13 protein-coding genes and 1 riboswitch are annotated in these 13779 nt (G+C 66.0%); of the genes, 4 read left to right on the top strand and 9 right to left on the bottom strand.

The features are described from left to right. Positions 1–61: 61 nt before the first annotated feature. The 5 genes from RBB46_RS21880 to znuA form a co-directional block, all read right to left on the bottom strand. Positions 62–925, bottom strand: coding sequence for an ABC transporter ATP-binding protein (locus tag RBB46_RS21880; RefSeq protein ID WP_306031177.1), 864 nt, complete (start codon positions 923–925; stop codon positions 62–64). Further along, positions 922–1350, bottom strand: a complete 429-nt coding sequence (locus RBB46_RS21875; protein WP_306031176.1) for a DUF1636 domain-containing protein — start codon at positions 1348–1350, stop codon at positions 922–924. Before RBB46_RS21875 ends, RBB46_RS21880 begins: the two co-directional genes overlap by 4 nt. 120 nt (positions 1351–1470) lie before the next feature. After that, positions 1471–1689: riboswitch (cobalamin riboswitch) on the bottom strand. Positions 1690–1725: 36 nt separating this feature from the next. Continuing rightward, the gene (locus RBB46_RS21870) at positions 1726–2931 is read right to left on the bottom strand and encodes a GTP-binding protein (protein WP_306031175.1); all 1206 of its coding nucleotides are present in this window, start codon (positions 2929–2931) and stop codon (positions 1726–1728) included. 58 nt (positions 2932–2989) lie between these two features. Further along, entirely contained in the window at positions 2990–3718 is a 729-nt protein-coding gene (locus RBB46_RS21865; protein WP_306031174.1) for a DUF4198 domain-containing protein, read from the bottom strand. A 122-nt stretch (positions 3719–3840) separates the two neighbouring features. Beyond that, positions 3841–4863: a zinc ABC transporter substrate-binding protein ZnuA gene (gene znuA, locus RBB46_RS21860; protein WP_306031173.1), complete on the bottom strand. Its 1023-nt coding sequence runs from the start codon at positions 4861–4863 to the stop codon at positions 3841–3843. Between the two features lie 199 nt (positions 4864–5062). Between znuA and RBB46_RS21855 the strand changes: the two genes are divergently transcribed. The 3 genes from RBB46_RS21855 to RBB46_RS21845 are packed head-to-tail and all read left to right on the top strand — an operon-like array spanning position 5063 to position 7222. Continuing rightward, positions 5063–5983, top strand: coding sequence for a metal ABC transporter ATP-binding protein (locus RBB46_RS21855; protein ID WP_306031172.1), 921 nt, complete (start codon positions 5063–5065; stop codon positions 5981–5983). After that, a complete protein-coding gene (locus RBB46_RS21850; protein WP_306031171.1) occupies positions 5973–6815 on the top strand; it encodes a metal ABC transporter permease in 843 nt (280 codons plus the stop codon). Before RBB46_RS21855 ends, RBB46_RS21850 begins: the two co-directional genes overlap by 11 nt. Then, positions 6812–7222: a Fur family transcriptional regulator gene (locus tag RBB46_RS21845; protein ID WP_306031170.1), complete on the top strand. Its 411-nt coding sequence runs from the start codon at positions 6812–6814 to the stop codon at positions 7220–7222. The genes RBB46_RS21850 and RBB46_RS21845 overlap by 4 nt, the downstream gene beginning before the upstream one ends. Positions 7223–7238: 16 nt before the next feature. Here RBB46_RS21845 and RBB46_RS21840 read toward each other — a convergent pair whose 3' ends face one another. The 4 genes from RBB46_RS21840 to RBB46_RS21825 form a co-directional block, all read right to left on the bottom strand. After that, positions 7239–8039: a heme ABC transporter ATP-binding protein gene (locus RBB46_RS21840; RefSeq protein WP_306031198.1), complete on the bottom strand. Its 801-nt coding sequence runs from the start codon at positions 8037–8039 to the stop codon at positions 7239–7241. A 17-nt stretch (positions 8040–8056) separates the two neighbouring features. Further along, positions 8057–9154 carry an iron ABC transporter permease gene (locus tag RBB46_RS21835; protein WP_306031197.1) on the bottom strand — a complete coding sequence of 366 codons (1098 nt, stop codon included), beginning with the start codon at positions 9152–9154 and terminating at the stop codon, positions 8057–8059. A 30-nt stretch (positions 9155–9184) separates the two neighbouring features. Next, positions 9185–10012 (bottom strand): hemin ABC transporter substrate-binding protein, encoded by an 828-nt coding sequence (locus tag RBB46_RS21830; protein WP_306031196.1) that lies wholly within the window; start codon positions 10010–10012, stop codon positions 9185–9187. Positions 10013–10095: 83 nt separating this feature from the next. Then, the gene (locus tag RBB46_RS21825) at positions 10096–11157 is read right to left on the bottom strand and encodes a hemin-degrading factor (protein ID WP_306031169.1); all 1062 of its coding nucleotides are present in this window, start codon (positions 11155–11157) and stop codon (positions 10096–10098) included. Positions 11158–11494: 337 nt separating this feature from the next. On the opposite strand from RBB46_RS21825, the gene RBB46_RS21820 reads away from it, so the two are divergent. Continuing rightward, positions 11495–13609, top strand: a complete 2115-nt coding sequence (locus RBB46_RS21820; RefSeq protein WP_306031168.1) for a TonB-dependent hemoglobin/transferrin/lactoferrin family receptor — start codon at positions 11495–11497, stop codon at positions 13607–13609. The last annotated feature ends 170 nt before the right edge of the window (positions 13610–13779 follow it).

Here is a 13779-nt window from a genome sequence, read left to right as displayed (position 1 = left end):
CTTGTCCTCGTGGAAACGGGAAAGCCGGAAGAGATGGGAAAGAAGCGGGGCCGGCAGCTATTCAGATGCCGGCCGTTCGGCGCGGCAGCACGACCACCGGTTCCTCGGCCGGCATCGGCGCGACCGGGAAGCGGCCCTCGACGGGAATGTCGAGCACGCTGATATGCCGGGGCTGGGTCGGGTGCGGCAACCGGTGCATGTCGACGCTGAAGACGTCGCGCACCTGTCCCGTGGTGAGCACTTCGGCCGGATGGCCGTAGGCAACAAGGGCGCCCGCGCGCAGGAGCGCCACATGGCTTGCGAAGGATTCGATCAGCGTCAGGTCGTGCAAAGCGGCGACCACGGTGATGCCGAGTCCGGAAACGAGGCTCAGCAACTCGCCGCGCGCCGACGGATCGAGATGGTTGGTGGGCTCGTCCAGCACCAGGATGGCCGGCTTCTGGCAGACCGCCCGCGCGATCTTCGCGCGTTGGCGCTCGCCGCCGGAGATGTCGCCCATCCGGCGCCCGCCAAGGGCCTCGAGGCCGGCCAGCGCCAGCGCCGAGCCGGTTGCCTCCAGGGCGGCGCGCGCGCCGCTGGCGCGGCGGTGCGGCAGGTTGCCGAGTGCCACATATTGACTGACGGTCAGGCGACCGTCGGTATCGTCGCTCTGGCCGACATAGGCGATCGAGCGGGCACGCTCGGTGATGCCGATCCGCGAATAGGGCCGGCCGCCCAGAAGGAGTTCGCCTGAGGATGGCGCGTTGAGACCGGCGATCATGCGGATCAGTGTCGACTTGCCCGCGCCGTTCGGGCCGGCAATGACGAGGATCTCGCCGTCATGGACGTGCAGCGAGAGTTCATCGACAAGAATGCCGGCTCCGGGCACGCGATAGGCCACGTCCTGCAGTTCAAGGGCGATGCCGCGTCCGGTCTCGTGGCTCATGGCCGCTCCTTCCGGTGCGGGAGCAGGGCGGGTATGCGCGAAATCGTCTTGCCCTTCAGGCCTTCGGGACGCTGGATGGACGAACACCAGCCATCGTCCAGCTCGGCATATTGCCTGGCGAAGGCGACAAGGGCGTCGCCGTCGCGACCGGGCTCGATGTCGCCGAAGAGGTAGGATGCCTTGCCGTCGCCCTGGAACGCGACCGCGCAGGGACGGTCGCATCCCGCCATGCAGGCCACGACCGAGACCTCGAAGCTCTCGAACCCCACGCCGGAGAGTTCGGCTTCCAGAAGGGTCGCAAGCTTGGTGCCGGGTTGCTCGCGTGTCTCGCGATTGCGGCATGTGGTGCAGACGACGATGCGGTGACGCCGTTGCCCGCCAGCGCTCCCGTAAAGCGGTACGACCGCCGCCATGTCATGCGCCATGCTTGCCTCCTCGTGCGGGAACGCAAGAGCGCAGAGCCAAGCCGCGCGAGGCGCGGCAGGAGGAAAGCCGGTATTCGGATTTGCAGTCGATCATGGGACCTCCCGGAACACCCCGTCCGGTTGACGTTGAAGGGAGATGGCAGGTCTCCTGGCTCACGGATCATTGCCGGGTCCGCGCCTTCCCGCCCGCTATGCGGACAGTGGCGAGTACGGATCGGCTAACCGCTTACAGTTGCGGGGGCAGCCACGGTCTCGGTCCCTGATGGGTACGCCTCACCGTGTTCCCTTTTCATGCCTCTGGCGTTCCCGCCGTCGGCAACCATCGGGCGAAACTTCGCAGAAGCGCGTACTCCCCGCAAGTCCAATCGGCGGCTTTCAGGAAAGGGATACGCTCCAGCCGGGAAAGGGGTCGGGAAGCCGTTCCCAGCTTTTCGGGACGAAGGCGTCATCGGCCACCAGCGCGGCATTGAGCTCGGCGCTGATTGCCGTCTCGTCCATCGCGGTGGTTCCGATAAAGACCAGTTCCTGGCGGCGATCTCCCCAGACGGGATCGAGATAGGGCTTCATCGCCGCATGCCATTCGGGCGAAGCCGGCCAGTGCTCCTTCGGAACGGCCGTCCACCACAACCCGCGCTTCTCGGTCTTCACGAAGGCGCCGGCCTGCGCCAGTTCGCCGACGAAGCGCGGGCGGGTCGCAAGCCAGAAGAACCCCTTGGCCCGAATCACGCCCGGCCAGCCACGGTCGATGAAACGCTGGAACGCATCGGGGCGGAAGGGCCGGCGGGCGCGATAGACGAAGGAGCGAATGCCGTATTCCTCCGTCTCGGGGACATGGTCCCTGAAGCCGTTCAGTTCCTTGAACCAGAGAGGGTGCTCGTGCGCCCTGTCGAAGTCGAAGCGGCCGGTGCCCAGGATCTCGGAAAGGGGGACGCGTGCGTGGTCGCTCTCCAGCACGCAGGCGTCGGGGTTGAGTGCCTTGACGATCTTGCGGGCGGCATCGAGCGTTTCGGGTGAAGCATCCGCGATCTTGTTGAGAACGATGGTGTCGGCGAACTCGATCTGGTCGACCAAGAGGTCGACAAGGGTGCGCTCGTCCTCCTCGCCAAGCGTCTCGCCACGGTCCCTCAGGAAATCCGTCGAGGCGTAGTCGCGCAGCAGATTGGCCGCATCCACCACGGTGACCATCGAATCGAGGCGGGCCACGTCCGAAAGGCTCTCGCCCGCCTCGTCGCGAAACTCGAAGGTGGAAGCAACGGGGAGCGGCTCCGAGATACCCGTCGATTCGATCAGCAGGTGGTCGAAGCGGCCCTCCTCGCAAAGCGTGCGCACCTCTTTCAGCAGATCCTCGCGCAGGGTGCAGCAGATGCAGCCATTGGTCATCTCCACCAGCCGCTCCTGCGTCCGCGACAGGTTTCCCCCGCCATCGCGCACGAGGCTGGCATCGATGTTCACCTCGCTCATGTCGTTGACGATGACCGCGACCCTCAAGCCTTCGCGGTTGTTGAGGACATGGTTGAGAAGCGTTGTCTTGCCGGCGCCGAGGAAGCCGGAGAGAACCGTCACGGGGAGGCGTGCTTGCATGGGGAGGCTCCGAGAATGGAAAAGGGCGGACCGGCAACAGGCCGGCCCGCATGCCGGTTCAGTGCGCGTGACGGTCGACGCTGAAGGAAAGGGTGGCGAAGTGACCGACGCGGTCGGCCTTCTCCGGCTCCTGCGAAGGCTCGTCGGCGGACACCGCGATCACGTTGAGGCCGTTGTTGCGGATGGTGACACTGGCGCGGCCCTCGGCATCCGTGCGGACCGACTTGTTCTCGCTGTCGGTGGTGTATTCCTGCACGACCAGGGTATCGGCGAGCGGTTTGCCGCCGAGAAGCACGGTGACGCCAAGCTCGTCGCCGGCCGAAAGCTCGCTCGGATCGCGGTCGGGCACGATTTCCAGCGTCATGCCCTTCGCCTTGGCGGCAAGCGGGGAATGATCGAGGATCGCGACCGTGTGCTTGAGATAGCGGCCGCCCTGCTTGGCGCCATCGACCTCCGACTTCGGCTTGTTGACCCACTTGCCGTCGGGCCCCTCGCTCCAGTAGCCGTTGTCCATCGTTGCCGTGAGGACAGCGGCATTCTCGGGCGGCGTGACGAGCATATGGTTGCCATGGTCCTCGGTCGCGGCCGGCGCCGTGGTGCCGTCTTCCAGATGACCGACCACCTGCGCGACCTTGCCCGGGTCATAGGCCTCGTCGGAGGCGCCATGGCCATAGACAATGGCGAGATCGCCGTGGCGCTGGGCGATCCAGATGCCATGGGCCATGGCATCGAAAGCGCTGCCCAGCAGAAGGGCGGCGGCCATGGCGGAAAACACGATACCTCGCATGAATTCACTCCGTATGTTATGACATTACATTATTGTGGGAAAAAGAAAGGCGGAGGATCCGCCTTTCCGGTGAGAGGCGGTCAGGACCGGCGGCCCTGACCCGTGGGGAGGAGGGCAGGCGATCAGCTGGCGTCGGCCAGGCAGTCGCGCAGGGAGGTCGCCATCCCGCGGATCAGCTCCGCATAGAGGTCGGGGCCGTCCTTCAGCGAACTGCCGAGCGGGTCCAAAATGCCGGATTTCGCGGCCGTCCCCTCGATCACGACGGAGATCAGCTTCGGCTCGAATTGCGGCTCGGCGAAAACGCAGGTGGCGCCGAGTTCTCCGATCCGGGCTCTGATCTCGCTGACGCGCTCGGCGCCCGGCATGACTTCCGGGCTGACGGTGATCGAGCCGGAGGCAGGGATATCGAAGCGCTTCTCGAAATACTGGTAGGCGTCGTGGAAGACCACATAGCCCTTGCCGCGCACCGGTGTCAGGGTCGTATCGACTTCCTTCACCAGCGCGTCGATGTCGGCGCTCGCGTTGGCGGCGTTGGCGGCATAGGTCGCGGCGTTGCCGGGATCGGCCGCGCTCAGCGTCTCCTCGATCTCGTGCAGCATCGCCTTGGCATTTTCCGGGTCCAGCCAGAGATGCGCGTCGAATTCGCCGTGCTCATGTTCGTCGTGTTCGTGCGCGTGCTTCTCGCCGGCCTTCTCGTGATCATCGTCATGATCATGACCGGCGTGATTGTGCCCGGCATGCTCCCCGCCCGCATGCTCCTCGTCGTGATGTTCATGCGCTTCGAAGGCGCCGCCCTCGCGCAAGGGGAGCTTGACGAGACCGTGCGCATCGGTGAGTTCGACGACCTTCGCCTTGTCGCCGATCGTCTCGATCGGCTTTTCGAGAAAGGCTTCCAGCTCGTGGCCGACCCAGAAGACGATGTCCGCATCCTGCAAGCGGCGCGCCTGCGAGGGTTTCAGGCTGTAGGTGTGCGGCGAACCGGCGCCTTCGACGATCAGGGCCGGTTCTCCGACGCCCTTCATGACCGCCGCGACCAGCGAATGAACCGGCTTTACCGAGGCGACGACGTCCGGGGCGGCCTGGCCGGAGGCGACGGTGGCGCCCAGGACAGTGGCGGACAGGAGCAGGGTGCGGAGCGGGGTCATGGCAATCCTCGTTTCGGGCAGGGTAGGTTGGCAGGCTTTGTCATGTTATAAGATCACATTATTGCGTTACGCTATAACGTGTGCCATATAGGTCCGCAAGACCCTTTCGTGTTTTTGTCTTCGCGATGTGGATCACCGGCCTTGCCCGCCAACAGCGGTCGCGGGACACTGGTCCATCCGATTCCGAACCTGGCCCGGCATGTTGAACTCCGAAGTGAAGGTAACGCATGAAGCGCTGGTGAGCCTCGCGGGCGCCGGCGTGTTTCGCGGCGGGCGCTGGCTCGTGCGCGGGGTCGATCTCGCCGTTCATCCGGGAGAGATCGTCACGCTGATCGGGCCGAACGGTTCCGGCAAGTCAACCACGGCGAAAACCGCCCTCGGCATTCTCTCGCCCGACGAGGGGCGCGCGGAACGCCGCGCCGGCCTCCGGGTCGGCTATGTGCCGCAGAAACTGAGCATCGACTGGACGCTGCCCCTGACCGTGGAGCGGTTTCTCGCCCTGACCGGCAAGGTCGAGCGGACAGCGACGGCGGCGGCACTGGAGGCGACGGGTATTCCGCACCTGGCCAGAGCGGAAATGCGCAATCTGTCGGGCGGCGAGTTCCAGCGCGCCCTGCTGGCGCGCGCCATCTGTCGCAGGCCGGACCTGCTCGTTCTCGACGAACCGGTGCAGGGCGTGGATTTTTCCGGCGAGATCGCGCTCTACGACCTGATCCGCCGCATTCGCGACGATCTCGGCTGCGGCGTCCTGCTGATCTCGCACGACCTGCATGTCGTCATGGCGGCGACCGATCACGTGGTCTGCCTCAACGGCCATGTCTGCTGCCAGGGCGCGCCGAAGGCCGTTGCCTCGAGCCCCGCTTATCGCCAGCTCTTCGGCGCCCGCGCCGATGCGACCCTGGCGGTCTATGAACATCATCACGACCATACCCATCTGGAGGACGGCCGCGTGCTGCACGCCGATGGCAGTATCACCGAGCATTGCCATCCCGGCGACGGGCATCATCATCACGACCAGGATCATGCCCACGACCATGAGCATGCCGGCGACACGCATGTCCCGGCCGGCGGCGACGGTGCGGCCAGGCAGGACGCGGGGGAGGCCGGGCATGCTCGATGATTTCTTCGCTCGCGCGCTGGTCGCGGGCATCGGTGTCGCGTTGGTCGCTGGCCCTCTCGGCTGCTTCATCGTCTGGCGCCGTCTTGCCTACTTTGGCGATACGCTGTCGCATGCGGCACTTCTGGGCGTGGCGCTTGCCTTCCTGTTCGAGGTGAACATCACGCTGGCGGTGTTTGCCGTGTCGGTGCTGGTCTCGCTGGCCCTGCTGCTGCTGCAGCGCAGGGCTTCGCTTTCGTCCGACGCGCTGCTTGGTCTGCTCGCCCATTCCTCGCTGGCGCTCGGGCTGATGGCTCTCGCCTTCATGAGCTGGGTGCGGATCGACCTGATGGGCTTTCTCTTCGGCGACATTCTCGCCGTGTCGACAATGGATATTCTCGCCATTTACGCCGGTGGCGTGTTCGTCCTTGTGGTGCTGGCCGCGATCTGGACCCCGCTCTTCGCCGCCACCGTCAACCGCGAACTGGCGGAGGCGGAGGGCCTGCGCCCCGATCGGGCAAACCTTGTCTTCATGATCCTGCTGGCGACCGTGATCGCGATTTCGATGAAGATCGTCGGGGTGCTGCTGATCACCGCCATGCTGATCATTCCGGCCGCCACCGCGCGCCGCCTGTCGGGCGGTCCCGAGCAGATGGCGGTGCTGGCGGCGGTGATCGGTGTCATTGCCGTGATTGGCGGTCTCTTCGGGTCGCTTGAATGGGATACGCCGTCCGGCCCTTCGATCGTGGTTGCGGCGCTGGCCCTGTTTCTCCTGAGCCTCAGCCCGCTGGCCGGGATGATCGCGGGAATGAGGCGCGGCGGAGCGGCCGCGAAAACGGAAGGCGAGAGACCATGAATGTGAGCCATCAGATGCCCGCGGGCCTGACGCGCAACCAGAGCCTCGTCCTGTCGGCCCTGTCACGGGCCAACGCGCCGCTCAGCGCCTACACGATCCTCGACCAGTTGCGGGAGGAGGGTTTTCGGGCGCCTCCCCAGGTCTACCGCGCGCTCGACAAGCTCGTGGAAATGGGGGCCGTGCACCGGCTGGAAAGCCTCAATGCCTTCGTTGCCTGTCGTCATCCCGATTGCGACGGGCACGAGACCGTCGCCTTCGCCATTTGTGACAAGTGCGGGATGGTCGCCGAACTGAGCGACGACGACCTTGCCCATCACCTCAAGGGACTGGCGAAGAAAACCGGGTTCGTCCTGAAGAAGTCGACGGTCGAGCTGCGCGGAACCTGCGCCAGCTGCCACACGGCCTGAGACGCCTTGCCGGCCGTCAGCCGGCCGAATGAAACCCGACTGACGCCTGCGGCAACAGGAAGGGCACATTCCCCGCTGGCAGGGCCGAGACTTTCAACGGATGATCGAAGGCTTCCGAGACCAGCTTGTCGGTGATCACCTCGCGCGGCCCGCCGCGCGCCAGCAGCCGTCCAGACTTCATCACCAGCACCTGGTCGGCATAGAGCGCGGTCAGGTTCAGGTCATGCAGCACCGCAACGACCCCGCCGCCCTGGCGGGTATAGCCCGCGGCCACGTCCATGATCAGGATCTGGTGCTTGATGTCGAGACTGGAGATCGGCTCGTCGAGAAACAGCCAGCGCGGGATACCGTGCGGGCAGGGCTCCCAGACCTGGCAGAGAACGCGGGCCAGCTGCACCCGCTGCTGCTCGCCGCCGGAAAGCGACTGGTAGGCGCGCGGCGCGAAGCCGGTCAGATCGACCCGCTCAAGCGCTTCCGAGACGCGACGATGGGCGTTGTCGGCCATCGAGATGCCGCGCCTGATCCCGAGACGCACGACCTCCGCGACCGTGAGCGGGAAGGCGAGGCTGGTGTGCTGCGGCAGCACCGCGCGCAAGGGCGCCAGCGCTTCCGGCGAGACATTCTCCACACGGGTTCCGTTCAGCGCGACGGACCCGGAATAGTTCAGTTCGCCGGTGATCGCCTTGAGCAGCGTGCTCTTGCCCGAGCCGTTCGGTCCGACGATCACGCTCAGGCTGCCGGCGGACGCCTTGAAGGACACGCCATGGACGATGGGCGTGCCGGAGATCGAGACGGCAAGGTTGCCGATCTCGAGAATGTTCGGAGTCGCGGCGCTCATGCCTGAACCAGACCTTTCCGCCGAAGCAGGATCCAGAGGAAGAAGGGCGCCCCGGCAAGGGCGGTGAGAATGCCGATGGGCAGTTCGGCCGGCGCCACCATGATGCGGCTCACCGTGTCCGCCAGGATCAGCATGCTGGCGCCGAGCAGCGCGCAGGCAGGCAGCAGGTAGCGATGGTCCGGGCCGATTGTCAGGCGCAGAAGGTGCGGCACCACGATGCCGACGAAACCGATGCCGCCGCTGACCGCCACCGATGCGCCGGTTGCGGCGGCAACCGCGACGATGGCGATCGTCTTCAGTCGCTGCACGCGGATGCCGAGATGGCCGGCCGCCGCCTCGCCCAGGAACAGGGCGTTGAGGCCGTTGGCGAGAAACGGCACGCCGAGGAGCACCACGGCGATGATCGGGCCGGCCGTCAGCACCTTTTCCCAGGTGGCGCCGGCGAGCGATCCCAGCCCCCAGAAGGTCAGGTCCCGCAGCTGCTGGTCGTCCGCCACATAGACCAGAAGGCCGGTGATGGCGCCGGCAAGCGCGCCAAGCGCGATACCGGCAAGCAGCATCGTGGCGACCGACGTCATGCCGCCGCGCGTGCCGATCCTGTAGAGGGCGAAGGTCGTCGCCAACCCGCCGAGAAACGCCGCCAGCGGCAACGCGTAGATGCCGGCCAGTTGCACGACCGGCGCCAGGAAGGTGCCGCCGAGAACGATCATCGCGGCTGCCCCGAGCCCGGCGCCGGCCGAAACGCCGACAATGCCGGGGTCGGCGAGCGGATTGCGGAACAGGCCCTGCATCACCGCGCCCGACACCGCAAGCGATGCGCCGACCAGCGCGCCAAGCACCACCCGCGGCAGGCGCACGTCCATCATCACGATCCGGTCCCGCAGGGCGGCGGGGTCGGCCTGCGTGCCGTCCAGCAGGCCCTGGAAGCCGGCCGTCAGGCTGATGCTGAGCGCGCCGCTGGACAGCGAGACCGCCATCACGCACAGGAGGGCGAGCACCAGCACGGCGATGGCGAGCCGCGCAAGCGGCTCCCGGTCGCCCTGCCGCGCTTGTTCCAGCGCCCGCGATGGCAGCAGGCGGGAGGGCAGGGACATGTCCCGCAGGCTCATGCCGGCATTCCTTCCTTAGAGGCCGAATTCGGCGAGCGCCGCCGAAAGGTCGCGCACGGCGGCTCCGGTGCGCGGACCGAAGCCGAGCAGGTAGAGGCCGTCCATGCGGATAAGCCGCTTGTTGGCGCCGGCCGGGGTCTGCGCGATCGCCGGATGGGACAGCACGTCGTCGACCGGCGCGACATGGCCCTCGCCCCGGCTGATCATCAGGATTGCGTCCGGCGCGGCCGATATGACGGCCTCGTCGTTGAGCTGCTTGTAGCCGGTGAAATCGACAAAGGCGTTCTGTGCGCCGGCCATGGCGAGGATGCCGTCGGCGGCGGTGCCCGCGCCCGACGCGAGAATGCGCCCGCCATTCATCGACAGGATGAAGAGCACGCGCGCGTTGCGCCCGCGTGCCTCCGCCTCCGCCGTGGCGGCTGCAAGTTCGGCCCTGACCCGGTCGGCCAGTTCGCCGGCCTTGGCCTCGACGCCGAGCGAGGTGCCGATGACCTCGATCTTGTCGAGGATGCCCTTCTCGTCGTAGCCCTCCGGGACGGTGACATAGGGAACGCCGGCGGCCTTGAGCACGGTCAGGGTTTCCGGCGGGCCGCTTCCCTCCAGCGTCAGGATGGCGTCGGGCCTGACCGACAGGACTCCCTCGGGCGCCAGCGCCCGCATGTAGCCCACATCGGGAAGCTCCGTCGCCGCTTCGGGATAGCCGCTGGTGGTGTCACGCGCGACAAGTCGCCCTTCTTCCCCCAGCGCATAGACGATCTCGGTGACGGAGCCGCCGATCGCGACAATCCGCTGCGCATCGGCAAGGCTCTCGCCCTCGGCTGCGGCCGGTCCGGCAAGGGCCATCGCCAGCGCGAAGCCGGCGCCGCCGACCAGGCGGGAAAGGCAGCGGGACGTGGCAGGTGTGGTCATGGCAGTCATGTCCTCGTTCACTCCGCGGCAACGGCTTCGAAGCGCGGCAGGTTCTGGACCAGTTCGCGCCAGTCGGACCGCTCGACATTGCCTTCCTTGCGCAACCCGAAGAACTGGATGATCAGCGTGCCGTTCGCGTCATAGGCCTCGACGGAGGTGACATGGCCGTCCTTGGTCGGCTTGCGGACGGCCCAGGCCTCGGCGATGTGGTCGGTGCGCAGATGCAGATGGAAGCCGGGATCCATGACATTGATCCACGGACCCATGCTGGCGATCTTGGCGACCGGACCGGAATGGATCTGGATGCAGCCGCGGCTTCCGACGAAGCACATGATCGGCAGTTCCGCTTCCGCCGCGCGCTGCAGCAGGTCGGCAACGGCGGAGGGATCGAGCACCCAGGCATTGTGCTCTCCCGCCAGCGTCAACGCGTTCAACCGGTGCAGGTCGAGGTCGCGCAGCATGCCGTGGAACTGGTGCGGGTCCGTCAGGCTCTGCCAGCGCTCGCGCAGCGCGTCCTGCTTTTCCGCGTCCGGTTGCGGCCGCGAGGCGATTTCGGCGGGAACAACGTCCTGCAGCAGGCCGGGCTCCTGGTCCTCGGCGAGAAGACCCGTCACCAGCGCCTCCCAGGCGTCGAGATCGGTCTTGTCGCGTGTATGGATCTTGTGCACCGCATCGCCATGCGCGTCGAAGAACTGCAGGCTGTGGCGGACGGTTCCGTCTTCCTGTGGCTTGGCGACGGCGAAACCGTGGACCCAGACAGCGGGGAACATGCGCGTGTCGATATCGGCGCCCAGCATCATCGCGGCGCGCTTGCCGGGAATGAACTTGTCGTAGACGCCGGCCTTCTCGTGCACGGCGCTTTCATTGCGGGTGAGCGCCAGGACTTCCCCGACGGCTTCCAGCCCCTTGAAGATGTCGTCGAAGCGGATGTCGATCCGCCGCACCGTATCGCCGCAGAACGCCGCGACGAACTCCGCCTCGCTGAGCTCGAGCATGGCGGCGAGATCGCGCTCGCGCATCTTCGGATTGGCATCGCGCATCCGCCGGATGTGGTCGAAATCGGTAGTCTCACGCGTCATGGGTCACCTTTTGGGAATGGCGGTTCTCGCAGGCTGACGCTCGCGGCCATGCCGGTGTCGTCTGCGGTTTCGCCAGTTCGCGCCCGCGCTTGCATCCCGTTTGCCAAGCCGTTGCGAGAAAGGGGATTTCCCTGTCGGTCTCGCATGGCGGCGGGAGTGTGCTGGCTAAGGTGCCGAACGATTGCTGGACGATCGGAAGCCCGATCTCATACTTGACTCAATTACTCATGTTTTGTATCGACATCAATACCTGAGTATGAGACTCAACTTCTATCAACATTCGAGAAGCAAGCAAGCGCGTGCCAGCGAGCGGTCGAGGAATGCGTGGAGTTTGAACATGGGGCTGGCAGGCTCGAACTGGAATGACGCACCGGCGCGCCGCATCGCGCGCCTGATGGGTGGCGTGGCGCTTTGCACGCTGGCCGGCCTTGCTCATGCGAAGGCGCAGGACGGCGGCGACGGGGCGTCCGCCTCCCGACCGACGGCGCTGCAACGCATCGTCGTCGGCGCCGGCCAGGAGAAGGTCGCGATCGACACGCCGCAGGCGGTCACCGTCCTCAATCAGGAGGACATCGACGCCGAGCAGGCGATGACCGTCGGCGATCTCTTCCGCCAGGTTCCGGGCGTCAGCGTCATCGGCAGCGACCGAATCGGCGGTCAGTCCTTCAACATCCGTGGCATCGGCGACCTCGGCTCCTCCGACGAATCGAAGATCATCGTGTCGGTCGACGGCGCGGTGAAGTTCTACGAGCAGTACCGCATGGGCTCGTTCTTCTCCGATCCGGAGCTGTACAAGCGGGTCGAGATCCTGCGCGGACCGGCATCCTCCACCCTTTACGGCTCGGGTGCGATCGGCGGCGTCATCAACTTCACCACCAAGGACGCGTCGGACTTCCTCAAGCCCGGCGAGACCGGCGCCGTCCGCCTGAAGACGATGTACGATTCCAACAAGGACGGCGCGCTCGCCTCGATCGTCGCCGCCTATCGCTTTTCCGAACAGACAGAGATGCTGCTGAACGGCAGCTTCCGTCGCTCGGGCGAGTATGAGAATGGCCTCGGCCAGGCGATCCCCGGGTCCGATTTCTCGTCCTTCTCGGGTCTTGCCAAGGTCACGCACCGCTTCGGCGACAACAACGAGCAGCAGGTCCGCCTGTCCTACCAGCGCTGGCAGAGCGATGCGGACGACACGGCCTATTCGCAGACCGGCACGCTGCCCTTCGGCACGATCGATCGGGAGATTACCGACCAGACGATTGTCTTTGCCTATGAAAACCCGGCAAGCGACAACCCCTGGCTCGATTTGAAGCTGAACCTGTCCTTCTCGGATACGCAGGTGAACCAGGACAACGCCTCGGCGCCGATCCCGTCTCCGCTCTTCTTCGACAGCGAATACGCCTATCGCACATGGGCGGCGAAGGTCGAGAACACGATCGAACATCAAGGTGATCGCTTCGAGAACTTCTTCACCTTCGGCGGTCAGCTCAGCTACCAGGAGCGCGTCGGCACCACGACGGGCGGCCCGGTTTCGTTCCACCCGGAAGGAACGGACACGAAATACGGTGTCTTCTTCCAGAACGAGTTCATCTGGGACGAACGGCTGACAATCATCCCCGGCGCGCGCATCGACTTCGTCAATCTGGAGCCGTCCTCGGCTGTCATCGGCGGCGCGAGCCGGCAGGAAACGGCGTTCTCGCCGAAGCTTGCCGTGATGTACAAGGTCAACGAAACGTTCTCGCTGTTCGGCTCCATCGCCCACACCGAGCGCGTGCCGACCCTCGACGAACTGTTCTCCACGAACCCGCCCAATGGTGACTATCCCGGTGGGCGTGTCGGCAGCCCGGGTCTGAACAAGGAAATCTCCAACGCGGCCGAGATCGGCTTTACCGTCTCCGGCTACGACGTCTTCACCGGCAACGACAGCCTGCAGGTCAAGACCACCGGTTTCTACAATGACCTGAAGGACCTGATCGCGCCGAACCCGGCCAAGGGACTGGCGACGCCGGTTCCCTACTATGTGAACATCAACAGGGCGAAGATCTTCGGTGTCGAGGTCGAGGCGGCCTACGATTCCGAGTTCGTGTTCGCCAACCTGGCCTTCAGCCACATCCACGGCGAGGACAAGTCGACCGGGGCGACGCTGAACACGATTCCCGCCGACACGCTGGCCGTGACGCTCGGCGGCCGTCTTCCGGACCACGACGTGTCGTTCGGCTGGCGCGGCCTTTTCGCCGGCTCGATGGCGACCGGCGCGACCGCCGGCCGCACGTTCGGCGGGTATTCGGTGCACGACCTCTTCGTTGACTGGAAGCCGGACGAGGGAACCTTCGCGGGCTTCGAGGTTCGCGGGTCCGTGGAGAACCTCTTCGACAAGCAATATCGCGCGAACCTGTCCGGCGACGACGGCAAGGGACGCACGTTCAAGCTGACCCTGGCAAAGACCCTCGGTTGGTAAGCAAGACAAGGAGTGCATGATGGGACGCGGGATTGAACTGGTGGCCGCGGCGGCATTGACTGCCGCCGCCCTTTGGGCAGGGCAGGCGAGGGCGGACGACCAGCCCGCGCAACAGGCCGGTACCGCTCCCGCCTTGCATATCGAGCTGAACCGCGTCGCCTCGGGCGACG

It is taken from the genome of Stappia sp. MMSF_3263 (assembly GCF_030733745.1).
Classification (GTDB): Bacteria; Pseudomonadota; Alphaproteobacteria; order Rhizobiales; family Stappiaceae; genus Stappia.
Note: the sequence above shows the minus strand (reverse complement) of the source record. Positions and strands in the feature narration are given on the sequence as shown.